At 41.3% G+C, this 24,629-nt stretch carries 13 protein-coding genes and 1 pseudogene; 2 read left to right on the top strand and 12 right to left on the bottom strand.

Annotation, left to right across the window (positions count from 1 at the left end):
- Positions 1 to 193 (bottom strand): annotated as a pseudogene (locus AC1DND_RS06495) (hypothetical protein); the annotation flags it as partial.
- 452 nt (positions 194 to 645) lie between these two features.
- Between AC1DND_RS06495 and AC1DND_RS06500 the strand changes: the two are divergent.
- Both AC1DND_RS06500 and AC1DND_RS06505 read left to right on the top strand, forming a co-directional pair.
- Positions 646 to 2,295 (top strand): tetratricopeptide repeat protein, encoded by a 1,650-nt coding sequence (locus AC1DND_RS06500; RefSeq protein ID WP_477580076.1) that lies wholly within the window; start codon positions 646 to 648, stop codon positions 2,293 to 2,295.
- A gap of 300 nt (positions 2,296 to 2,595) precedes the next feature.
- Positions 2,596 to 3,504 (top strand): AraC family transcriptional regulator, encoded by a 909-nt coding sequence (locus tag AC1DND_RS06505; RefSeq protein WP_477580078.1) that lies wholly within the window; start codon positions 2,596 to 2,598, stop codon positions 3,502 to 3,504.
- A 393-nt stretch (positions 3,505 to 3,897) separates the two neighbouring features.
- On the opposite strand, the gene AC1DND_RS06510 is transcribed toward AC1DND_RS06505, so the two are convergent.
- The 11 genes from AC1DND_RS06510 to AC1DND_RS06560 form a co-directional block, all read right to left on the bottom strand.
- Complete coding sequence (locus AC1DND_RS06510) at positions 3,898 to 5,667, bottom strand: TlpA family protein disulfide reductase (RefSeq protein ID WP_477580079.1); 1,770 nt, start codon at positions 5,665 to 5,667, stop codon at positions 3,898 to 3,900.
- A 46-nt stretch (positions 5,668 to 5,713) separates the two neighbouring features.
- Positions 5,714 to 7,105, bottom strand: coding sequence for a TlpA family protein disulfide reductase (locus tag AC1DND_RS06515; RefSeq protein ID WP_477580080.1), 1,392 nt, complete (start codon positions 7,103 to 7,105; stop codon positions 5,714 to 5,716).
- Positions 7,106 to 7,186: 81 nt separating this feature from the next.
- Positions 7,187 to 7,996, bottom strand: coding sequence for a zinc-dependent metalloprotease (locus tag AC1DND_RS06520; RefSeq protein ID WP_477580081.1), 810 nt, complete (start codon positions 7,994 to 7,996; stop codon positions 7,187 to 7,189).
- Between the two features lie 10 nt (positions 7,997 to 8,006).
- Positions 8,007 to 9,386, bottom strand: coding sequence for a DUF5117 and DUF5118 domain-containing protein (locus AC1DND_RS06525; protein ID WP_477580083.1), 1,380 nt, complete (start codon positions 9,384 to 9,386; stop codon positions 8,007 to 8,009).
- 31 nt (positions 9,387 to 9,417) lie between these two features.
- Positions 9,418 to 11,919, bottom strand: coding sequence for a zinc-dependent metalloprotease (locus AC1DND_RS06530; RefSeq protein WP_477580085.1), 2,502 nt, complete (start codon positions 11,917 to 11,919; stop codon positions 9,418 to 9,420).
- A 91-nt stretch (positions 11,920 to 12,010) separates the two neighbouring features.
- A complete protein-coding gene (locus AC1DND_RS06535; protein WP_477580087.1) occupies positions 12,011 to 13,675 on the bottom strand; it encodes a PKD-like family lipoprotein in 1,665 nt (554 codons plus the stop codon).
- 26 nt (positions 13,676 to 13,701) lie between these two features.
- Positions 13,702 to 14,487, bottom strand: a complete 786-nt coding sequence (locus tag AC1DND_RS06540; protein ID WP_477580089.1) for a DUF4843 domain-containing protein — start codon at positions 14,485 to 14,487, stop codon at positions 13,702 to 13,704.
- Between the two features lie 27 nt (positions 14,488 to 14,514).
- The gene (locus AC1DND_RS06545) at positions 14,515 to 16,014 is read right to left on the bottom strand and encodes a RagB/SusD family nutrient uptake outer membrane protein (RefSeq protein WP_477580091.1); all 1,500 of its coding nucleotides are present in this window, start codon (positions 16,012 to 16,014) and stop codon (positions 14,515 to 14,517) included.
- Positions 16,015 to 16,018: 4 nt separating this feature from the next.
- Entirely contained in the window at positions 16,019 to 19,207 is a 3,189-nt protein-coding gene (locus AC1DND_RS06550; protein WP_477580093.1) for a SusC/RagA family TonB-linked outer membrane protein, read from the bottom strand.
- A 47-nt stretch (positions 19,208 to 19,254) separates the two neighbouring features.
- Positions 19,255 to 20,340: a RagB/SusD family nutrient uptake outer membrane protein gene (locus AC1DND_RS06555; RefSeq protein ID WP_477580095.1), complete on the bottom strand. Its 1,086-nt coding sequence runs from the start codon at positions 20,338 to 20,340 to the stop codon at positions 19,255 to 19,257.
- Between the two features lie 70 nt (positions 20,341 to 20,410).
- A complete protein-coding gene (locus tag AC1DND_RS06560; RefSeq protein WP_477580097.1) occupies positions 20,411 to 23,557 on the bottom strand; it encodes a SusC/RagA family TonB-linked outer membrane protein in 3,147 nt (1,048 codons plus the stop codon).
- Between the last annotated feature and the right edge of the window lie 1,072 nt (positions 23,558 to 24,629).

A 24,629-nucleotide genomic window follows, 5' to 3' on the forward strand; every position in this document is an offset into this window, starting at 1 on the left:
CCATAAAATCTGCTTGCGCCTTGATGATCTTTTCATCAATAGCCACCCTGAAATTATTCCAGCTCGACCAGCCCATGATCGGTGTTTTGGGATGGGCATCAGAATGTCCCTGGGCACATAACTTCCCTGCGGAAAGAAAACCGGTTATAAAACAGTAGAAAAGAACATAGTGTTTAATTTGTGATAATTTCATTGTAGCGATCTTTGATCATTAGAGAAAAGCAAAAAGAATATACAGTCAATATATGATTCATTATAACAGCAGGCTTTAACCATTAAAATAACCTATATGGACGATCAGTCACGTTAAGGACCATAGTATTATGCAAATCTTTTGCAAGAATAACAAGGTTAGTTGATATTAACCAGTGCTGTAAGTAATAAATTAAAGTTTTTATCATTAAAATGATTTAAAAGCGCTTTAAATATTAAAATCCATTATTGGATAAACCAAACTTCCATCGCCTAAACCAACAGCCCCAACCTTTGAACGACTGAAAGTAGCAATTTATCATGAGTATTAGTCTAAAAAGCACCGTAATTAATTAAAGAGGATATCATAAATACGATGCGTTATTTGTATGTTTGAGTATTGCAAAACACCTGCAGTTTTATAACAGCATCCCCTTTCTTATACCGGCAAAAATGACATATAAGCTAAAAATATATTTTACTTTAATTGCGTTTTTTTCAATTTACCAGTCTGCCCTGGCGCAGTCTGATACCAGAGCGATAGACAGCCTAAAAGTTCATCTTTCTGCGGCTGCTTCTCAGGGGGAAAGACTAAAGACCATGTTGACACTTTCAAAACTGATGAGTAAGTCGGATTCCAAATCAGCTCTCGCTTATGCTCAAGAAGCAATGGCGCTAGCTAGTGAAATCCAATTGGATTCGATGATAAATAAAGCGGTCATCAATCTCGCCCGAGCCTATCTAAAGGTTGGAAATTATCCAAAGTCTTTAGACATGTTTCAGGAAATTATCAAGAATCAAGCTTCCAGTTCCAATGACCTTTTAGCAGCCTATAACGGAATCGGTATTATCAATTACTACCAAAGGGATTATAAAAATGCAATCCGGTATTACAACAAGGCGCTCACATTTTCCACTTCCAAAAAATCAGAAATCGGAGCTGAGAAAAAATTAAAAGAGAGCCTGCTGAACAATCTGGGGATAATACATGAAGAAATGAAGGAATTTGACAAGGCAAATTTCTTTTATACCGAAGCGCTAAAGATCTGTAAACAACTAAAAGATGAGGAAAATTTAGTACATGTACTCACAAACCAGGGCCGGCTATATCATAAGCAGGGCAAAAACAAAATGGCGCTCCAATATTACATGGAGGCGTTGAGCATCCGTAAAAAAAACAATGACCTTTCCGGTCAGATCTTATCTTATGATGGCCTTGGAGAGTTCTATTTTGAACTCAAGGAGTATAAAACTGCAGAGGCCTATCTTAAAGAAGCCATTAAACTCGGACAAGGTAACGGAGACCTGTTAACCGTACGCCGTGCCTCCTCCAACCTCTACAAACTGTACCAGCAATTAGGCGATTACAAACAGGCCTTCGAGTCTCTTGCGCTGAACAAAAAGATAAGTGATACACTTTTCAACGCCGAACGGTCGAACAAAATAACCCAATTGGAAATGCAGTTCGAGTTTGACAAAAAGCAGCGGGAGGAACAGGCCAAACAAAAAGAAAAAGAACTTACTTATCTATTGTCAGGGATTGGCCTTGCATTATCGCTGGTAATTGTGAGCCTGTTGTTTTATCTGCAGCGCAACAAGGTAAAAAATTCCCTTTTGGAACAGGCACACCTGAAACTGGAGAAGGAAAATTTACAAAAAGGCATCGAGTTAAAAAACAAAGAACTAACAACCAATATCTTACACCTTATTCAAAAGAATGAGCTCATTGACCATATATCGGAAAAACTCCTAAAGATTAAGCAGAATGTAGATGAAGTAAGCCAGCCTGCCATGCAAAAAGTGGTTACCGATCTCCAGTCTAACCTGCGCCCTGAACTCTTAAAAGAATTTGAGTTCAGATTCCAACAGATACATGAAGATTTTTATCATGTCCTGAACGAAAGGTTTCCAAATCTTAGTCCGAGCGAGCGGAAATTATGTGCGTTTTTAAAACTGAATATGACCACCAAGGAAATTTCAGCTATTACCCATMAGAATATCAAGTCAATTGAGATTGCCCGGACCAGACTGCGCAAAAAACTGAACCTGACCGGCCTGGACTATAACCTGGTCACCTTCCTCTCGCAGCTCGACCGTCTTTAACCCATTTGCTTTATAAACCTGAACCTGGCCAGCCTTGGCCCATTACCTGGTTGTTTGCTTCCACCAGCTCTAAAGTCTTTGATACATTTGGTTTATAAAACTTGCAAACGGAATACGGCCTTTTAGTGGGCACATTTCGGTTGGCCACTACACTTCACCCCGCTAAAAGGGTAATGTAGTAGTCTATAACACCAAAAAATGCATATTGTAATGGTTTTGTAGTGGTGCTTTTTTTCTGTTCTCTTTTTTCTCTGCCCATATTTGGTCTTGCAATAACCAAACAAACAAATCATAAGGTTTATGAATTATTTTTTACACGATGAGGCGCTCTTGGAAGAACAGGTCAATATTCCTGAAGAGGTACAGAATAGAATCAAGAATATACCTTTTAAGAATCTCCTTTATATTACCCAGGTTAGCCACTCGCCCTCTAAAGTTGCGGAATATACAGATAGTTATGTATTGATCTACTGTTTGACGGGGAAAGGTCTGTGTGAAACAGCACATGGCAACTTCCAGCTTCATTCTAACCAGTTTATATTAATACCGCCAAACAGCGGTTATAGTTACCGGGCAGATAAAGGGCACCCTTGGGAAGTTTATTGTTTACATTTTAATGGAAACATGATAAAGGAACTCGATACAACTTTTGGCCTAAATAAATTTACTTCTCCAACCAATCTTATTTTCGACGGTCAGATTATCGATTCCTGGACCGAAATTTTTTCTAGTCTTTCGAATGGTCTTACCGATGAAAACATAGCCTATGCCAATCTGTGCCTTTATCGTTTTATTTCTTTTTTTCTCTTCCCTAATCAGCAGCAAAAAACAGTCCAGGAAGTAGAAAAAGAAGATCAGTTGGATCAATCCATATCATTCATGAAAGCCAATGTTCATAAGCGCCTTTGTGTAGATGAAATTGCCGAAGCATTCAGATACTCTCCATCTCATTATTCTGTGTTATTTAAACAAAAAACCGGGCTATCCCCGATTGAATATTTTATCAGGATAAAAATCGAGCGTGCAAGTGAACTGCTTACTAACAGCAACCTGATAGTAAAGGAAATTGCCGGCGAAGTGGGATATGATGATCCTTTCTATTTTACAAGGATCTTTAAAAAAGTTACTGGAAAAACACCTCGGGAATATAAAGGACTTAGTACCTTGACAGGTAATCAAAACAGAATGGGTTTTATTCTCCATAACTAAAGTAATCCTGACGGACCATTGATTATAGGCCCCATACCACAGAAAGGTATAAGTGTATTTTTAAGATATCAAGGAACAGGCATACATTTCCCTTCGAAGAAAATGTATGCCTGTTTTCAGTTTCAGCCCTTTCTGCATGAGATCTTAAAAAAACCGACCAGGCTTTTTCAGATCGAAGTCCCCCCTAGCTAGCCAGCTTAAAGTTTTGTTGTTATTCTGATTCCTTCCAACAGCCAGCCAGCGAAAGCTCATTGTCCTTTTCATACTTCTTTAGAGATGACGGCAGACTGTATCCTTGTCAGGGATACGCTCACTTGTTTTGGCAATGATTATCCTAAAAAACATTCAAATCCCTAAAGGATCTTCCAACAGAAAGTCTTTAGGGATTTGGAGTTAAATGGAACGGTTAAGTTCCCTGTCAATATATTTTTTAATCTTTTCACCGGTTTCGGGTAGGGGGCAACGTACCTCTGACCATTTTCCGTTCTTATCGATCAAAAAGAAACGTGGGATCGCAACCGATTTATATTTTCTACCAAAAGACTTGCCCAGGTCATCTAAAAGCTGAACGCCTTCGAGCTGTTTCTCTTTTATCATATTGAGCCACTTTTGCTTATCTTTCTCTGCATCCAGAGAAATCCCAACAAAAACAATATTATTATTTCCCTTATAATGTTCTTCCACTTCTTTCAGGAAAGGCATCTGTGCCTTACATGGCCCGCACCAGGTAGCCCAGACATCGATCAAAACTACTTTCCCCTTAAATTCCTGCATTGACACCATTTTACCGTTCACGTCCGGCAATGTAAAATCATAGGCTGACTTACCTATAAAAGCTGTATCTGCGGCGAACATATTAAATAGGCTGAGGTATTTTCCCTTAACAGAGGCCTGTTTTGCGTATTGCTGGTATGGAATAAAGACTTCCCGGAATTCACTGTAATTGGATATATTAAACTCCAGTTCTTCCAGTTGTGATTTCAGTAGAAACGATTTTAAAGTATCATTGCTCACTGCGCCCATCATCAGTTTTACCTTTTCGGCATCAGCCAACTGTTTTCTTTTGGCTTCCTCCAATTCTGTCAAAGTAAATTTTGCATACAGGCTCAAATAATCACTGCCTTCCCCCAATTGAAGGATCTGAGTCGAGTTTATCCTATTTTCCTTGAGAATCTGTTGATAATATTGTGGCACATTCAAAAAATCTTTGGCTTGGAATAAAAATCCCCCGCGCTTCTCTGTCGAAGATTGCAACAGCACTTTTAAGGCAAATAAATTATTGTCCAATTGAACTGCAGTCTTAAAGAGCTGGTTAAATCTGGGATTTGGTGTTTTCACCTGTTGCATAAAAGCCGTAATTTTTGGCTGCAAAAGTTTATAGGAAGTTGTAAATGCATCACGGTCTGGCTTATTTTCCATTGCCGTTAATGCCAAAGGTCTTATCAGTTGTTCCCATTGGGCAATTAGCCCATTTTCTGGGCTTGAGCTCGAGGAACCTGCCTGGATTCCCGACATTGCATCCAGGGTTAGGCTAACCTGGTCATTTGGACGAAGGTAAAGCCGTTTTTTTGCACGCACGGTAGAAAGGTAATAAAACCCTTCTTTTTCCAGCGGTACAATAAATTTAAAAGTTGAATCGCCCTTGGGAATAAAAATAGACTGAATGGTCTGAAGGCGCCCTTCAACAACCTTTTCAAAAGAAAGTTCGATGCCAAATTTAGGATCTTTGAGTAAGCCGGAAACCGAAACAGTTGAAAACTTTGCCGGCAGTTTTTCAATTGTTAGCCCCTTGCCCGCCTGGGTAAACAAAGCCGGATCAATTTTTATATTCAGGTCTTCTTTTTCGGACACCTTTAACGCAAAAGCCGCATCATAATCAGCTTCCAATCTCCGGTGCCCTTTTTTCATTACCACCACCCGCATTTGATAAACCCCGTTCTTATGAAAGGGAATAGCCAGGGAAAACTTATTAGAGGTAGTATCTATAAAATAACTCGCTACCCTAAAAGATTTGTCGCCGAGTTTACAGGCGATMATAATTTGATAGTTCTTTCTTTGAGCCACCGTACCTGTTAATTTAACCTGTCCCTGCTGTGCAGCTGCATTTACTGAAAATAGCAGACAAAAAATCCCGAACAAAAAGCCTTTGATATTTTTTTTCATATTATTATTTTTTTAAACCCTGGACACCCGGGTATACATCAGCTGGTTATTTTACTGCCAAGGCAGCATCAACAATCTTTTTAAAACCCGGATTGGAAGGAACCGGCGCATCTACAGTAACCACCTTCCCTTCTTTGTCAAAAATGAGAAAACGCGGAATTCCCGATATCTTATAGAACTTATAAAATGCATCATCAGACTGTGATAACAGCTCAATACTGGTAAAGCCCTTTTTCTTTACAAAACTTTTCCAGAGTTCTTTTTTAGCATAACCATCCACCGACATTCCGATAAAAACAATATCATTTCGGTCTTTATAGCTTTCGGCAATTTTTTCCATTACCGGTTTTTCCTGAAGACATGGAGCGCACCACATAGCCCAAACATCAACGATCACAACTTTCCCCTTAAAGCCGGTCAATGTATAGGTCTTGTCGTTTACATCTTTCAGTTCAAAATTACATCCCTGACTTCCTTTTGCCAATGGCCCCAGCTCGTTGTAGCGTTTCTCGTAAGCTTCTTTCTGATCCTGGGTAACAAAAATATTTTTAAAGGGTTCTACGTAACGCCTAAAATCTTCATACTCTTTGATATTGGGCATTTTGTGCAATAAATATGCAACTTTCACGCCTTTTTGGTTAATCCTAGATGCATTTTCAGCTGAAAACAGGTTATCTACGACTTTTTGTACATTATTCACTTCTTTAAACTTCCAATACCCAAAAACGTAATCGAGCAGTTCCATGCCTTGTTCTGTGCGGAGTAGGCGCACGTCATTGATGATGTTTTTATCAAGCAATGGTTTATAAAAAGTCTCTCCCTCTTCTGTATCATGAATGCCGTTCAACCTGCCAAAACCAAAATAATTAGCCGCCCTTAGATATAAAAGGTCCACCGCAACTTTATCCTTAAGCCAGGCACCAAAATAAGCATTGGCAGTTTTGTTGGATTTTAAAAATGATACTGAAAACTGCTCAAATTGTGCATATTTATCGCGTCCAAGGCTTGGTCTGCTCACTACAGAACGGCAATAAGCATTCATTGCATTTAACCAGGTCTGCAGGCTTTTAGTCTCCGGGTTGGATTTTGTAACGGTACAGCTATCGTAGTCGATTGAAAGATTGGAGGCATAAAAATCAATCTTTTTTTGCTCGCCAGCTTTCAGGTATATGGCATATTTAAACTCATGCCCCTTACCTCCCGCCTTTTTGAAAAAGTAAACGCCTTCTTTAACGTTCAGGCCAAAAGTACAGTTCCCATTTTTATCGGGACGTTTGAAACCTAAACTTACGGCATCCCCTTCCTTTAACTGATAGAGGAACAGGCCGCTGGTGCTACCTCCATGAACGGTACAATTAAGTGTTGCATTAACTGTATCCGCACGGGTATCGATAACCAGTAGGCTGCAGTATAACAGGATTAAAAATAGCTTCTTCATTTTATTCTCTTTATTTCAAATTCAGTTTTAAGTGAAGCATATCCAAAAACGCATTTGTGGATATACTTCAAATTATTTTATTTATTTTGCATTAAAACGCTTGTTCAACGCTCTTTTAATATAATCTGCTTCATACTGAAGGTGGTCTTTTGAATCTTTGTCTGTGGCTGTTGGAATTGCGCTCTGGATATCCTTGCACAGATCGTCCAGGTGAACCCCTATTATTGCACCGATATCCGAGGCAGTAGTTATTGGCGCTGCTTCTGCAGCTGCTACGCCTCCAAATAAAAGGCCAATGGCGTTACTTCCAGTCTCAGCTTCCTTCATTGATCTGATAAGGGCATCTACATAAGATTTCTGTACATCGCGGCGGTACTGATCAATGGGTTTATGGCTTTTCAGCTCGCTCCAGATACCTGATTTCATGTCCGCCAAAAATTCTATCATTGAATAAGTTTTATCTTTGCCAAAGCGCTGTTCCATCATGTTCAGGGTATTGAATACCCTGTCACTGAACAGGACGTTCATCTGGCGGTCCTGAACAATGTTTACGCTACTGTAACGGGCAGGGTTACCGATTTTATTCAGGATATTTTGGTCAAGCAGCCACCTGGGGGTCTCAAAAAGCTCCCTGTTTAAAAATGCCACGGCCTCTTTTTGTTTTGCCACCGGAGCAGACTCGTAAATATCACCTGCTTCCTGCGGATATTTAATCGTTTCATAAACACTTGCCACGTTTTTGGAAACATGGGTCAGATAGCGGTTATATTGGGTTACGACCTGAATGTACATCTGGGTCAGGTTTTTATATAAATCTCCCTCCTCTTTTGTCCATTCCGGCAAGTGCGCCAAAACATATTTTAAGTTTTTGATGCCATAACCACTCGCCACTGTGCTGTTATCACCAACATCCTCGGTCTGGCAAAAGGGTATGTCCTACCTCGTGGGACGAAACGAACCGGATCAGTTCGCCCATCAGTTCATCACTAAAGGTCATCGTACGTGCTCTTGGATCATTAGGCCCGGCCTGGATCATGTACCAGTCGTGCACCAGTGACATTACATTATGATACCAGCCAATATAGCTTTGCAGAATCTCTCCACTTCTTGGGTCATGGATATTGGGTCCATAGGCATTAGCGGTTTCCGAAGGCAGATAGCGCAGTACCTTGTAGCGTGCATCCTCCAGGCTCATGGTGGTATCGCCTTCGGGCCATTCCTTTCCAATGATCGCATTCTTGAAGCCGGCCGATTTAAAGGCCTCGTTCCAATCGTTGATTCCCTGTATCAGATAAGGGCGCCACTGTTTAGGCGTTGCTGGGTCAATATAATATACGATCGGCTGTTTGGGCTCAACAAGTTCACCCTTTCTGTATCTTTCCAGGTCTTCTTTCTTGGGTTCCAAACGGTAACGGACAATAAAGGACTTAAATTCAATATTCTGTTGATCGTCAGTGAGTGGGGTATAACCACTATCGGCAAAATAGCCTACCCGCTGATCGAACTCCCTTGGTACCATTGGCGTTTTGGGCATCAACAAAATTGATGTTGATACCTCTAAAGTCACATTCCCGCCTACTTTGGCAGCATCCAAAACAGGTGATATTGGTGAAGGTTTTGCCGGAACGGTGGCGGAGTAGGTCCGCACCGACCTTAATTCGACATTGATTGGATAGGAAGCGACACTTTTTAAATAACTACGGTCCTGAGCAACGCTTCCCAGACCTAACCTTTTGGTCACCTCATCATTGGGTTTGGTGAATGTATTTTCCTTTTGAAGAAAATCCGTCATCTCGATGAACGAACTGCTATTGCCTTCCCCTCTGGCCTTCACCTCAAATACAGATGCAATGGCATCTATATTTGCGTTTGCGACCGCTTTGGCAATGGTGTTTGTAGAATCGGAATGGGTAATCAGGCTTACCACCCTTAAATTGATTTTCTTCCCAATTCCTTTGTCAAATAAAATAGTTTTTTGGCCCATTTCCTCTCCACCGAACTTAGGGCTTCCACCAGGAACTTTGACCAACCAATTAGTTAGCAGCAATTCCCTGCCCAAAAGAGAATCGGGAATTTCAAAATAATACCGCTCCCCTGTTTTATAAATGTTGAATAGACCTTTTTTAACTATTGTATTTCCGGTCAAAATTGCTTTTAACGGGTCTGCTTTTCTCTCAACGGTATCCGTTTTTGCAGATGCTTGCTTATTATTTTTGTTTTGTGCCAGCAACTGGGTGCTGCACAATCCAAGCAAAGCCATAAATATGAATCTTAATCTCATTGTCTGTATATTATCGTCCTACAAAATCAACTTATTGGTTCCTTGGATTTAAAGTATTGTTGATTTTTTCTGAAATGTACCTCAGGTGCGCAGTCGTTATCGGATCAGTGTATCCCGCTATAGCAGTTTTACATTGCTCCATAATCCCTTTTAATTGCGAACGCAATACCACCGGCACATCTGTACCCGCAATGGCAAGTTCTTTGGCTGGATCAACAGTTGCCTCTCCTTCTACTAAATTCCTGAGCAGAAAATTTACCAGCATTTTTTGCATATAACGTTTACCCCCATCAATAGCTTGGCGGTTTTGCAATTCGGCAAAAATACCTTTGTTCAGATCGGTAAGCATTTCATCTACAGTATAGGCTTTTTCTTTTCCAAAACGCAAGGTAGTGGCGTTCATCCGGTAAAGCCTACTGGGTTCTACAAGATGAAAAAGTGCATCCTCCTGCATTTTGGTAACTTCTTCTTTTTTAGCAGGTTTCCTGAATTTATTTAATACCGCAGGGTTTAAAATCCATTTAGGGGTATTAAAGACTTCTTGATTTAAAAAGGCTACGGCTGCTTTTTGGGTTGCCTTGGCAACTGGTGAATATACATCGCCTTCCTGATCTACACTCTTGATACTTTCGTTTACTCCCCCTACCTGGGTAAAAGCATGGCGCATTAAAAATGAATATTGGCTCACCAGCGTGTAATAAATATCCGAGGTATTAAAATAAGTATTATCATCTGTTGTGGTCCATTTGATCAGGTTGGCCATTATAAATTTTAAGTTCTTGACCCCGTATTCCGCCGCCATAACCGGATTACTGCTTAAATCCTCCCATTGCGCAGATGGATTGCTTATATCAGTGGTCTTGATGTCACCAGTCTGAGGGGCAAACAACAGATTGGAACCCGTTTTTAAATTATCGGTAATCCACTTCAGCCTGATTTTTTTATCAGATTCAAAATCAGCTGCACCGGTATACCCATATGCCCATTTAATTGCCCATTTATCATAATCGCCTATCATCGGGATTAAGCCTTTACGGGAAACCATATCACCGGGCTGGGCAACATAGTTGTAATGATTATAATCCATAATTGAATGATCATACGGATGTGTGGCCAACCAGTTTTTATCCTTTAATTTTTCGATTGCAATAGTTGAGCTGCTGCCCAGATTTTCGCGCAGACCAAGGGTAAAACCAATGGTACGGCTAACTTCGGCTGTAATCAATGCGCCCATCAGCGCTTCACTGAACTTCATGCTTCTGGCTCCCTCATCAACAGCACCAGCCTGCACCATGTACCAATCATGAAGGGTTTTAACCTGGCTATGTGACCAACCGATGTAGTTTTGAACGATTTCACCCGTCCGCGGATCGGTTACCTGGTTGTTATCAACAAAAGGGGTTGGTGCAGGCATGTATCGGATTACCCGAAAACGCGAGTCTTCCAGATCCATTGTTTTATCATTCTCCGGCCACTCCTTCCCTATGATCGCATTTTTAAAACCAGCTGCTTTAAAAGCTTCGTTCCAGTTATTGATACCTGCAATCATATATTTACGGTACTGTTTTGGGGTTGCCGGATCAATGTAATAAACCAATGGTTCTTTTGGTTCAACCAGTTCACCTGCCTTGTAACGTTTGATATCTTCAGGTTTAATTTCTAATCTGTTCTTGATGATAAACCGCCGCTCATCAACTTTCTGTTGTTTATCCGTAAAAACATTATAGCTGTCAGACCTGAAACCCACACGCGGATCATAAGCCTGTATCTGCATCACCTCCTTTGGCAATACCATTACCGAATTACTGATTTCGAATGTGACCCCTACGCTGGAAGCTGTCGGCGTCACATCGGCACCAGGAGCACTCTCCCCAGCAGGTTTTGCTGCCCCTAATGAATAAGTTTTCATTGATTTAACTTCGATATTGTTCGGATAAGCCTCCATCGATAAAATAGCCGAACGGTCTGCCGCCGGTGCTCCGGTTCCCATTTGTTTTTTAACGGACGGATGGAAACCTGAAAGCATATTATCTTTTAAGAAAAAATCAGTCATATCGATCACCGATGAATTGTTATCGGTACCACGGGCTTTTAAATCCAGTACCATGATGATCGGATCGATTGTTGAGTTTTTTACTGCTTTTGCCAGTTCATTGGTGGCATCACTTTGGGCCACACTGGTTATCGCACGAACAAATAAGCGCTCACCGGCAGCTTTTTCAAACGATACGATCATCCCGTTCATCAAATCGCCACTATAACGCGGACTACCGGTAGCTACCTTGCTTAAGCGTGTGGTAAACAAAAATTCTCTTGACAATAATTCATCAGGAATTTCAAAATAATAATGCTCATCTAATAAGTGAACTTTAAACAGACCTGTTTTGGTAACCGCTTTTGCAGTAATCACCTGGTTGTAAGGTTTTAGCTTAGCTATTACCGCAGTCTTTTTAACTGCAGTAGAATCTTGTGCAAATCCGGTCCCAGCAACAAGCAGTGCAAATGCGAAAACAGGAATAAACTTTAATTTCATAATAATTGTTAAAAGATGATAATCATAATGACTGCCTTACTATCGGCGGTATTTTGTTGATATAAGTTGAAATAAACTATTTGATTTTTGCCTATCGGCCCAATGCCTTTTTAAATGTGATATCGGTAATCTTATCGAAGCCGCCGTAAACATCGGCAGGACTTGAGGGAGAACCTATGATAGCGCCGGTCTGGGTATTCAGGTTAAAGAAATAAACCTTGTTTCCGCCTCCGCTTGCTGTTTCGTCGGTAGCCACTACCAGCACTTTACCCTCTGGCACGTTAAGCGCGGTAATATTGGCGGCAGTATAACCCGAATTAAAAGCCTTTATTGCTTTAACAATTGTCCCTGCCGGGAAAGTCAAACCCAGTGATGCCGTTGAGCTGGCCAGTGTATTCACGGTGCAGGTATATATCCTATTTCCGTTTACGTAATAAAACACGCCTTTTGGTGGAGCAAGGAATGTGGCATTGGCAAACATTGTTGCCGTATTGATCCCCGGACAGGCTGGTTCTTTCAGCTGAAAACGACCGGCTATAAAATTATTCGGATAGGCAAGACCTCGTGGAAACTGGATTAAATAGGTATTGTTTCCTGCATCATTTCTAAAGAAGCAGTTCCAATAAATCCCTGCCGAGGTTGCCATAGGCTGTGCATTCTCTGCATAGACCATATTATCGCCTATATTTTTCAGGTCAAATCCGCTACCTGTTGTAGGGTTTAAATTTGCTGCACCTCCAGCATAAGCAGGTGTATTTACAATTGTAGAACTTGAGGCATTGAATACAACAAAAGCCTTGTTCACCCGGTCGTAAAGTGTGTATATCTGGTCGCTTGAACCTGCATTGATCACAAATGGCGAAATAGAAAGCCCGGCGTAAGGAGGAAAAAACAATGGGGGATTGGCCAAATGGGCAGCAGTGGCAAACTGACGATAGGCAATCTGATTATTGACGATAACATACTCCCACCCTGCCCCTGATCCACCGCCAGAACCATTTGCCTGAAAATCAGTAGAAGGCAGTGAGCCCGGAGTAAACCAGTTCTCTGCCCTGGTCGAATCCGCAAAATCAATGCTCCTGACCTGTAACCCTCCATTGGGATACAAAAAAGATACCTTCTGTGCATTTAGTGCAGGAATATAGTTGATCACATTTACTTTAAAAGTGCCACTCGGAAGTTTGTGGCTGTTTACTGTTGAATAGACATTATTGAAAACTTTCCCTTTTATCACTCCATCTCTTGTTGTGATCACTGAAATATCTGCTCCATCGGCCTGTTCCTGTAAAACAATCCAGCCTTCACCACCCCATTCTGCACCTGATACATTTAACGCAAAAGATTTATAGTAAGAGATACCAGTAGCATTACTGGTTACCCTTGCCACCAATCTGTATAGATTTGGAGCCAATGTAATTTTGGTTTTTAAGTTTACCTCATTACCGATCTGATATTTGGTGGGGTTAGCAGCGGATTGCACATATTGCGTAAGAAGCCACTGACAGGAGAAATCACCGGGTTCACCCAAAGAAGCATCGATTTTCAATTTCACTTTCAGACTATCGTTCTGTCGTAGAATAATCGAATCCGGTGTAATAAATACACTTGGGTCTGCACCGGACATATCTGTGGAAACCTTAAGTGTATTTACCTGGATGTAGTCGTAATTCCCTTGGTCTTTGGAACAGCCTACCATCATTACAGCGATGATGGCCAGCGTCAGGGAAACACCTAATATTTTTTTTAACTTTTTCATTTTTTTATATCTTCAAACGAAATTGATCAATAATTTGCAGGCCCTACCTGAACTGGTTTATTGCCATTGTCGGGATCGTTCAGCACCGCGCCACCCAGACCGTAGTTGCCCGGATAATTTCTTTTGATATAATTTCTTACCGTTGCCACATATAGGTTATAGCTTACCGGGGGAGAAAATCTGCTTCCGGGAAATTCTGTTATGGTTGTAGCGGTGGCAGGGTCATAGAGCGCATCCAAGATCAGCTTATACTTTGTTGGGCTCCAGGTGCCGAAATTTGTCTGATAACCGGCAAAAAAACCGGTTACAGATCCCGTAAACTCTCCCCATGAATCCGGTTTTTGGATATAGGCCAGATTGACGGTCAGTTTCTGTTTCGCTGAGATCCCTTCTGCCGGAAAATCCTGGTTTTTCTTTAGCCTCAGGCTGATCTTAACCAGCTTTCCCGATTCAAGGTCCGCTGTCCGGAACACAACCACTGGAATTGTACCAGAGACTGTTTTCGCCGGAATAACCAGGTTCTGTGCAATTTTATAATGCGTTCCTTCAATGGCTGCTCCATCACCGCTTGCAGGCAGTACCTCAACACTGAAGGAGCGACTGGCTGTCGAGGGATTACCCAATACACTCACCGGGAGATTAAGGGTGTCTTTTAGCTTTTTTGGATATTTGGCAAAAGAATATGAAATAACTGTATCCGCCGTCCCAAAATAAAGGCCATCAGATCCGGTAAACAAAGCAGGATCTTCTTTACAGCCGAAAAGAAACAGGCTCATTGAAAAAACAGCGAAATATTGAAATTTAAGCTTCATATCGGTTTCTTTGGTTTAATTGTTATTTTACTGATTGTATTCACGTTCTTTATCAGGGACTGGAAATACGTAAGGGTTAACAGGAACGTTGACTGTTGTTCCCGATTCCACCTTTAGATCTTTGTTAAGTCTTTTATAGTAAAAAAAAGTTTGTCCTTCCTGGATAAATTCTTTCTTGTATTCCTTAGTGATTTCGGCAGACAGCGCTACTCCGTCAGGCACTTCGGCAGCAGTAAGAGGATTAAGCCCCCTGGCGCTTCTTACCATATTCAAATAGGATAGCCCAGCTGGCAAGGCGCCAAGTGCATTGGCAGATTCGGCAAGGATATAATACATTTCCGAAATCCGGATAAGTGGAACGATATTCTGCATAGCGTAAGGCAAGCCCGGATTTTGAAAAAATTTAGATGGGACATTAAATGCCTTTGCCGGATTGTTGTCAAACCACGACAGTCTCCAGTCAAGCGGCGCTGTAGTTCCATAAATGGCATTTTTATTGGTTGCTGCCAATTGAAGGGATGTTCCCTGTGCGACGTTGAACATACTTTCATTGATTGTATTCACATTCGTACTGTATACAGCAAAAACCAGTTCCTTTGAAAATAATCTGTCCCTTGTCCCGGCTGTAGCAACCGCTACATTGCTTGTTGATAAGGGGAATTTGTTACTGGCGATAACTTCTTTTGCATTGGCCACCGCGTTTGCATAATCGCCCTTGTATAAATAAATGCGGGCCAAACATGCCTTGGTTGCCCAATAGTTCATATGGTTCTGGGTATATCCAGAAGATAAGTCGGTATTGCCCTGATTAATTGCCGATGTATCGGCCTGGGCCAGCACATTTTTAGCCTTATTTAGATCTACGATACAGGAGTCCAGTGCAGCATTGAGCGAGACAAAAGGTGTAGATTTGGCAGTAAATGAAGTTATATAAGGGATCGCTTTTTCATTTAATCCTGTTGACGGCGACTGGCCGAATAAACGTACCAAATCAAAATGAAACAGCGCCCGTAAGGCTAAAGCTTCACCCTTTACCTTATAATAGTGATCTCGGGAAAAAAGACTTTTTTTCGCATCGACATATCCAAGCATATTATTGAGGTTGGCGATGTTGTTGTACATCCCACTCCAAATAAATCCTATTTCCTGTTTTACACCTAGCTGGTTGTAATCATATTTATATGCATTGGCAAAAAGATTATCGCCAAGGGCAGAGGTAGAAGCATTTGTATAGTTGTTCACCATTACCGATAACATTCCAACCGAAAGGTCGTAGGTATATAAACCTTTCATCGGAACCGATGCGGGTTTGTCCATTCCCAGATAAACGCCGGTCAAAGCATCAATAAAGCCTTGTTCATCATTAAATAGTGTCTCTTGTGGCACCTTGTCTTTTAAGGGCATCTCCAAGAACTTCTTACATCCACCTAAAGCAATAAGCAGTACAAAACAACTCGGCAGAAATATACCGATAAGACTTTTGCGCCTTTTAACTGTCTCTTGTGTAATTTTGTTGATTTTAGACATATGTTTAAAAATTTGTAGATATCCCAAAATTTAAGCTTCTGGAGAAAGGATACCCGGTACCTCTTTCGGTCTTGATTGTAGCAAAACGGACCAGGTTATTTTGCGTAATCATCAGGCGGGGTGCAGACAGATGTGCTGCTTTTATCCACCTTAAGTTCGCAGGAAAATTGTAGCCTACAGTTAAACTGGCCAGTTCCATAAAATTATCCTTTTGAACAAAACGTGAAGTAGCGTTGGTCTGCTGCAGACCTAAAGAACCGTCGGCTGTCAATGCTTTAAACGAAGACTGATCACCAGGTTGTTTCCACCGTTCGGTCAAGACCCTCAAATCAGCATTACCTTGTGTTAAATCAACATTTTCTACCCGATCGACCAGCGTTTGGTTATACATATAACCACCATACTGATAACTGACAATAATGTTCAGTACAAAATTTCTATAAGTCAGATTAGAACTTGCACTGCCTTTTATCTTTGCTGTTGCATCTGCAATAGGACGTTTATCTCTGGCATCCCAAATAAAAGTACGGCTTCCGTCCAGTTTGGTAAATATTTCCTTACCGGTCGCTGGGTCTATGCCCAAAGATGGTACGGCCCAGATCCTACTCATGGACTGCCCTACCTCGAAGCGCGGAAGCGGCGTAGTCTGATACCTCGAGTTATCTACATTATTTGGGTCATTTGCTTTATTGTATGCGTCATTGATTGCGGTAATAGCCGGAGATAATCTGGTGATTGTATTGGTATAATGGCCGCCGTTCAGAGCAACCGTCCAGAATATGTTTTTTGCCGGGTTTTTAATCACCGGTGCCGATATCCCAATTTCATAACCTTCATTTTTAGTTGCGCCCAAATTGTTCTGGTAATTTGTAAAGCCTGTTGAGGGTGCAATATCCAGAGGTAGGATCAAATTGTCGGTTGTTTCGCGGAAAAACTCGATACTGGCATTAATTCTTCCCTTAAACATACCCAGGTTTAACCCGATATTGCTTTTGAGTGTCTGCTGCCACTTTAAATCAGGGTTGGCATAACTCAATGTTGAAGAACCTATCATCAGGCGGTAATTATTTGAATAATTGTACTGGTAGATCTGTTGGGCCATATCTGAAGAAAAATTCTGATTGCCTGTAGTACCGATACTTGCACTCAATTTGGCCGACTGGATAATATCGTTTGGTTTAAAGAACTTTTCGTTGGTAATATTCCAGGCTAAACCTCCTGCATAGAATGGGGCAAAGCGGCTGTTTGAGCCAAACTGAGAAGACCCGCTTAGGTTAGCGGTAAATTCTGCAGTATACCGGTTGTCATAATTATAGCTTAAACTAAAAAAATTAGAAAGATTTTTGGTCATATTGCTCGTCGATCTCGGTTTAACTGTCTGATAGTCGAAACCATTTGCGAGCCCCATTTCGCCCAGATAATCATTTGGTATACCATAAACAGCTACAGTAGTTGAGTTACTGGATGTTTTTTGCAACGAGGCACCTAAATTTGCCAGTATAGTATTTTTACCGAGCGCCAAACGGTAACTCGCATTTAATCTGCCGCTAATTGCGCTGTTTTTACCCTTAAGCTGTTGGTAGGAACCAAGGTCAGGGAACTGGGCCAGTGCACTCGAAACAAATCTGGTATGATCAGCAGGGTAAAATGTTTCTGAACCCGGCGCATTTGAGGACCAACCTAAACTACCGGTCAGTTTCAGGTTGTCTGTTAATGACCACTCCAGGTTGGTATTGTTGGTAAAAGTTAAAACAGTAGCATAATCCTTTACGTTTAAGGTCGCATTATAAGACGGATTGGTGAAAATTCCACCAGGAGCAGAAATGCTGAAGCCTAAACTTGATTGGCCCGGTTCTAAAATTTTAATAGGATTTCCATTTGCATCATTGTTCCTGAAAAAAGGAAATTGATTTACGTATGAATCAAAACTTCCCCAAGGGGTATTGTTTCCTTTGGTATAGCCCACAGCAATGGCATTACTTAACCGGATATTCTTGACTGAATAGGATACATTATAACTTAAACCATAGCGATCCCTTCCAGAATCTTTCATTACCCCTTCCGAAGTGTTATAGTTTAAACCAAAAGAGTAACGCAAGGGGCCTGAGCCTCCAGATAAGGAAAGACTTTGACTTAAGCCTAGGCCAGTCTGAACAGGCTGGGAAAGCCAGTAAGTATTAACCCCACTTCTTACCCCAGCCAGGCGGTAATCATACCATTGTTTCTTGGCAACATCGATATACTGATTGTTCGGATCGCTGTAAATCCCCGTTAACCGCTGTGCTTCGAGAAGCTGCTCGGCATTCATTAAATGGTAAGATGAAAGATCGGGCAGTTCAGCACTGGCATTGACCGAGTAGGTTACCCTTAATCTTCCCGCCACTGGTTGTTTAGTTTCAATTACGATAACGCCATTTGCTGCCTTAGACCCATAGGCAACAGTTGCCGCAGCATCTTTTAACACCGTGATATTGGCGATCAGGTTCACATCCATATCATAAAGTGTCTGGAGCGTAGTTTCAAAGCCGTCCAATATGATCAGCGGCTGATTAGGATTGGCCAGGTAGTTGGCAGTGATATCCCCATTTGATACCGGGTTTGCACTCCCTGCATTTCCCTGTAAGGAAACAGGTAGATTATTTGCTCCCCTGATCTGGATATTGGGCAATCTGTTCGGGTCACTGCCAAACTGATTATTCTGGGCCAACCTTACTGATGGATCGACTACCGCAAGGGCCTGGATTACATTCCGGGGATTAACTGTTTTCAATTCTTCTCCGGTATACGTTTTTGCGGAACCGGTAAAGTTACCCACCGGACGTTTGTATAAACCTGTATTTACAGTTACCTCCTTCAGGGTTAGATTATTGGTTTTTAAGGTAAACTTCACGTTCGTTTCACCAGGCTTCAAAGTAAGCTCAATTGTGATGCGGCCGATATAGGATGCCCTAAGTTTCGCCCCGGGAGATACGTTCTTCAGTTCGAAATTGCCATCCTTATCTGTTCTTGTATTATTAGCAGTACCCACCTGTATCACTACAGCGCCCACCAGCGGATCTCCTAATTCATCCTTTACAAGACCCTTTATTGTGATATTCTGTGCAAAAAGTGCCGTTGTAAAAAAGCTCAGAAACAGAAACAGTATTGCACTGCGGCGAGCTCTTTTATTTAATATGGTTTTATTGCTGTTCATTATAATTACCTTGCAATTTAATTTCTTGGTTCTCTAGTATATGCCTGTTATTCAGGCCTCACAAATGTGTAACTTGGGTTGGACACCATTGGCACATAGGCTGTACCGCTCACCGGCGGCGTTTTTGGATAAAACGGCAATGCGGTAAAGGCCGTGTTCTTGCGTTTGTAATAAAAAAACATTTGCCCCTCACCTATAAACTCCTTTCGGTATTCATTCATGATCTCAGCGGAAAGCGCCATTGCGTCGGGCACATTGAGCGTTGTTAAGGCAGCTAAATTTCTGGCTCCGCGTACCTGGTTGATATATGATAAGCCTGCAGGCACATCTGCGGCGCATTCAGCTAAAATATAATACATCTCGGTTAAGCGGATCATTGGAAATATGTTGGAAGCCGTAACAGTCAATTTTTTAGGTATAAGGGACAAAGCAAATTTATTACTGTTGATTACCGCCAAAGCATTTTCGCTTGCCTTGGCCATATCGCCCTTATATAAATATACACGCGCCAGTAAACCTTTTACTGCCCATTTGGTTATCTGTGAAGTCGTTAAATCATTCGGATTCAGAAGCGCGTCTGCAGCAGACAGATCAGCGATACACCTGTCCAAAGCAGTCCCAACCGTAACTGTCGGGCTTTGATCAACACTGATGGTGGTTACATAAGGAATGCCTGATGCCCCGGCATCAATTGGTGCAAACAGGCGGAGCAGGTCAAAATGCAGATATCCCCGTAAGGCCAGGGCCTCCCCTTTGAACGTATTGTAATTATTACCCGTAAATATCGTTTTTTTCAGTTCTATGTTGTTAAGCAGGTTATTTAGGTTGGCCACAGACTGGTACATTTTGTTCCATACCTCCGCGCTATAATTCTTGACCACCGGATCTGAAAAATTGTAGGTGGCGGCCTGATAATATAACTGTCCGGCTTTGTTTACGTTAATGCTATCAAAGTTTCTTCCTGCTAGCGAAAGAACCCCCATGGTGAGGTCCTTTCCATACAGTGTAGTCGAACCCATTTGCAGGTATACGCCGTTCAAAGCTTCCCTGAATCCCTGCTCGGTAGAAAAAACCTTCGATTCATCTACCTGCAAGGGCTGCGGCGTACCGTCAACCCATTTTTTACAGGCCATTATGCTAAAGAGCATTAATATCACTGCAAGAGCTGTTATTTTTTTTCTCAAAATCTGCATGGGAACTGATTTAAAAGTTTGCATTTAAAATGAATGTGTAATTGCGCTGGAAGGGATAATTAATTCCGTGCTGCATATCAGCACCACCGATCTCAAAAGCATTGTTCACCATAAATTTTAGGCCTAAATTTCTCGCCTTGATCTTTTCTGCAACTGTTTTGGGGATCATATAGCCCAGTAGGATTGATGAGCATTGAATTTTATTATCGTTTTGGACCAATCTGGTTGTTGCATAGGTTGGTGAATTAAACAGCCCTTTATAGATGGCATCTGGCATACCCGGCACCCAACGCTGAGGGTTAAGTACACGGGCATCCAAATTATCATCAACTAATGCGTTTTCGATATCTGCCATCGTTTGATTATAAACTTTAGCACCATATTGATAGTTAAAAAATGCACTTAAGGAGAACTGGCAGAAAGTAACTTCGGTGCCCAGCGAACCAATCCATTTGGGCATTAAATTGCCTGCCAGCACTTTATCATTGGCATCCCAGATCGTTGTGCTGCTGCCATCCTTCTTCCGGAAAATTTCTTTGCCACTCAGGGCATCAATGCCTAAGGACGGAACTGCCCAGATACTATAAACAGACTGTCCGGCCACATATAAAGGTTGTAGGGTAGTTTGGGAAACGCTGAAATTATTGTAGTTATTAACCTGGTATAAATAAGGTCCTGAAGCTGTAATCTTATCTGCTGCATGAAAACCATTCGCCATAACATTTACCCTCAGGTTATTATTAGGTGATTTATAAACCGTTCCAACCGCACTGATTTCAATTCCTCTAGTTTCTATTTCACTATAGTTATCATAAAACGAAAAATTTTGGTAGCCTGTTGATGCAGCAGCAGTTATCGGGAGTACCATCCTATAGCCAGATTGTTTATATACATTAAATGCCAATGTTAGCCGGTTATTGAAAAAAGCGGCGTCAAGTCCGAAATTCTGTTTAAACGTTTGAGGCGCGCGCAGACCGTTATTTGCAAAACCGGTCAGGTAGGCACCTAAGCCAATTCCAATTGTACCTATACCACTACCCGATGGAACATACTGCTGATCGGTGTAGTAATTATAGGTAGTCCTGTTCAAATAAGATAAAAAGCCCTGGTTACCGGCTATTCCTAAACTGCCTCTGATCTTTAAAAGGTTAATCCATTTTACCGAATTTAGAAACTGCTCCTGGTTAACCTTCCATGAGAATCCTATCGCACCAGAATTAGTAGCCATATCAACCCCAGAATAATAATCCATTGATCCGGAAAGATCAATCTGATAACGTCCGTTGTAACTATAGCCAAAATTGCCAAAGGTAGAAACATAACGGGTCACTATTTTGCCGCTTACCGGTTTTGAAATTGAATACCCGTTTCCAGCAGATATATCAGTTATACGGTCCGTGGCAAAGCCACTGACTGCAATGCCTTCGGATTCGCTTGAGGTCTGTGATAAATTCATGCCCACATTTGCAAACACCTGGTGTTTACCAAAGTTATTCTGATACTGTAAACGGATACCGCCCTGAACATCCATAAACGAGTTGGAAGTATAGTTGTATTGCCCCCTTTTAAATAGGTTATCAGGAGTAATATTGGCAAATGAGGTATGATCGGGAGGCAGGAAATAATTTATTTCGTCAGATTGCCTAGCGATGCTAACCATTCCATTTAACTGAAACCCAGATCCAATCAGCCAGTTGAGACTAGTTAGATTACTATAGCGGGCATAATTTGTAGCATCTAATGTCGAAATGGTTGCGTTATAAGCTGGATTTAGATAAGCCAAATCGCCATTTGCAAGTACATTAGACTCGACTGTTTTCTGAAATTTCCCGGTAAATGGATCGTTTAACTGCCAGTACTGGTTCATTTTAACATAACTACCAAACCCACCATATGGAGAATTTGCTGCATCTACCCCCAGATAAGAAAAATGATTACTGAAGGAAAAAGCACCAAAATGACCACCAAAATATGCGCCCAGATCAAGGTTTTTCCTAAAAGAGCCTTTCATTACACCCTCAATGTCATTATAGGATGCACTCAAACCATATGCGATATCTTCGTTACCCGCACTTAAATCAAGTGAATGTTTCRTACTCAGTCCATTTTGGAGGGGAACAGCCAACCAATCGGTATTTACATTGTTGTTATAAGCCTGATCGTATCTTTTTTGGAAAACCGGGGCCAAAGGTCCGTTGAACAGCCCTGAATTTTTCTCTATGTCTAATTTCTGCTTAGCGGTCAAAGGCTTGAAAGAAGAAATATCAGGTGCGGAAATCTGTACCTGTTCGGTAAACGAAATCGCCAATCTACCCTGAGGTTTAGTAGTCTGCACTGCAATAACCCCATTGCCCCCGCGTAAACCATAGCTCGAAGTACCCGCAGCATCTTTTAAAACCGTAACGCTCTTAATGCGGTTAAGATCGATATCCAAAATAGTCTGAACCGATACCTGAACACCATCCAATAAAAACACCGGAGAAGTGTTCGAAGTTATACTCGATGCGATGTAATCTGCAGCCGAGGGTGTCTTCAACACACCTGATACACCATTATTATCGTTTATAACAGTAGCCGAAAACGGAAAATTACCTGTGCCATTCAACTTAAGCTGAGGAAGTATATTGGGGTTAGCCCCATCATTGTTTCCTCTCATTATCGATAATGACGGCACATAAAACTTTAGTCCATCAATCAGGCTAAGCGGATTCACATTACGTAGCTCTGCTCCTGTTACTGTTATCGCTGAAGTGGAAAACACCTCACCAGCATTTTTCCATAAGCCTGTGTTTACAAAGTATGCAGGCATTGATTCTTCTGCCTTGACCATACGTACAGTTAAGGATGAAGCGGGTATTCTCTTTCCCACCCTATGATATCCCGGCTTTAAAAGTATAACAACGGAATCGTCAGTGTTCTCGAAAACCGCAATTCCCTCAATGGTATATTTAGATTCTTTTCCCAGCGTAACACGGACACTATCTAAAGGTCTGGAACTGCCCTGATCCAACACTCTAACTGTTTTTTTCTGTAATCTATGGACGGTATCAGCTTTAGAAAAAGGTATTTGAACTGTCGGCTGGAATGCAAAACCACTTTCATGATTCAGACAGATCGTGATAATCAAACCTAATAAGCAGTACCATTTTTGTTTCATCGAAATAAAATAAGTTAATTAATAGTTAAATTTTGGTTTAATTAAAACTACCTCAATAACAAAATTATGTTAAGAGAAAATGAAAAAAAATGGATAATGAGACTAATAACAGGACTATACTTTTAATGGGCCGCATTTAGCTCATTAATATAATGAAAAGTGGATTTTAGGCATGCGAATTCAGATCAGTTGCAAAAAAATGGATAAAGCAGGAATTTGTTGATGATGATATCTTGCCAATTTTGCACTTTCTATATGCAAGTAGTCATCAATCTTCAGCAGGCACCTTTTTCTCCTGTATAGCCGGCCTCTTTTGCCTCCATTATAGCTTACATAATTTTAAAATCTATCATTGGCAGTTCCACCCTAAAAGAAATCTATAACGTAGTTTATCGAATAGAACCCCATAAATGCGTCCTCTTCCTTAGTAAAAGCTTCATAGTCCTACCTCAGAGCACTAGTTTAGTATCCGCACCAACTGATTGCAATAGCACTTAACAGCTGCTTTGCTGAAATTAGACTACCCTTTCACAGGAATACCTTTTGGCGGATTTCGGGATTATCCGAGCGTATCGAAATTGTAGTGGGCATATTGATCCGCAAATTATTATGTGCCAGACTCCGCATAACTGGACGTGCAATCTTATCCATTCCTTCAGCCAGAATTTTCGATCTCCCAATCCATTGGTCGCCTCATTAGATGTCTTTTCCTCATGTTTCCTTTTTGTTTGAGCGGTTGAGCTTTCGCAAAATGCGGGAAGCAGTGCCAAACAGGTCATCCATTGTACTAATTTAATCTTCATCATTGATGTTCTACAGTTTACCCTCCTCCCTAAGGCCTTTGAGTGCAGTTCTGATAATAGGCTTTTGACCTTAGCAGTCCTATCGAGTAGGACCTGAGGCCTCAGGTTAAAAATCAAAGGTACTCAAGCCTTAAGATTTAGAAGGGGTGATAATTATTTAAAAAGGGATGACTATTTAGTCTTTCTTGTTGTGTCAGAATATTAAAGTTTATGGGACGGAAATTGATGATTAGATGTTGAGATTAGAATATATCAGCGCAAGAAAACAT

The sequence above is a fragment of the Pedobacter sp. 01N416 genome (assembly GCF_056399685.1).

Excerpts from the sequence above, each read along its gene's own strand:
- AC1DND_RS06505 (WP_477580078.1), top strand. The coding sequence starts at position 2,596 with ATGAATTATTTTTTACACGATGAGGCGCTCTTGGAAGAACAGGTCAAT.
- AC1DND_RS06515 (WP_477580080.1), bottom strand. The coding sequence starts at position 7,105 with ATGAAGAAGCTATTTTTAATCCTGTTATACTGCAGCCTACTGGTTATC.
- AC1DND_RS06525 (WP_477580083.1), bottom strand. The coding sequence starts at position 9,386 with ATGAGATTAAGATTCATATTTATGGCTTTGCTTGGATTGTGCAGCACC.
- AC1DND_RS06530 (WP_477580085.1), bottom strand. The coding sequence starts at position 11,919 with ATGAAATTAAAGTTTATTCCTGTTTTCGCATTTGCACTGCTTGTTGCT.
- AC1DND_RS06535 (WP_477580087.1), bottom strand. The coding sequence starts at position 13,675 with ATGAAAAAGTTAAAAAAAATATTAGGTGTTTCCCTGACGCTGGCCATC.
- AC1DND_RS06540 (WP_477580089.1), bottom strand. The coding sequence starts at position 14,487 with ATGAAGCTTAAATTTCAATATTTCGCTGTTTTTTCAATGAGCCTGTTT.
- AC1DND_RS06545 (WP_477580091.1), bottom strand. The coding sequence starts at position 16,014 with ATGTCTAAAATCAACAAAATTACACAAGAGACAGTTAAAAGGCGCAAA.
- AC1DND_RS06550 (WP_477580093.1), bottom strand. The coding sequence starts at position 19,207 with ATGAACAGCAATAAAACCATATTAAATAAAAGAGCTCGCCGCAGTGCA.
- AC1DND_RS06555 (WP_477580095.1), bottom strand. The coding sequence starts at position 20,340 with ATGGCCTGTAAAAAATGGGTTGACGGTACGCCGCAGCCCTTGCAGGTA.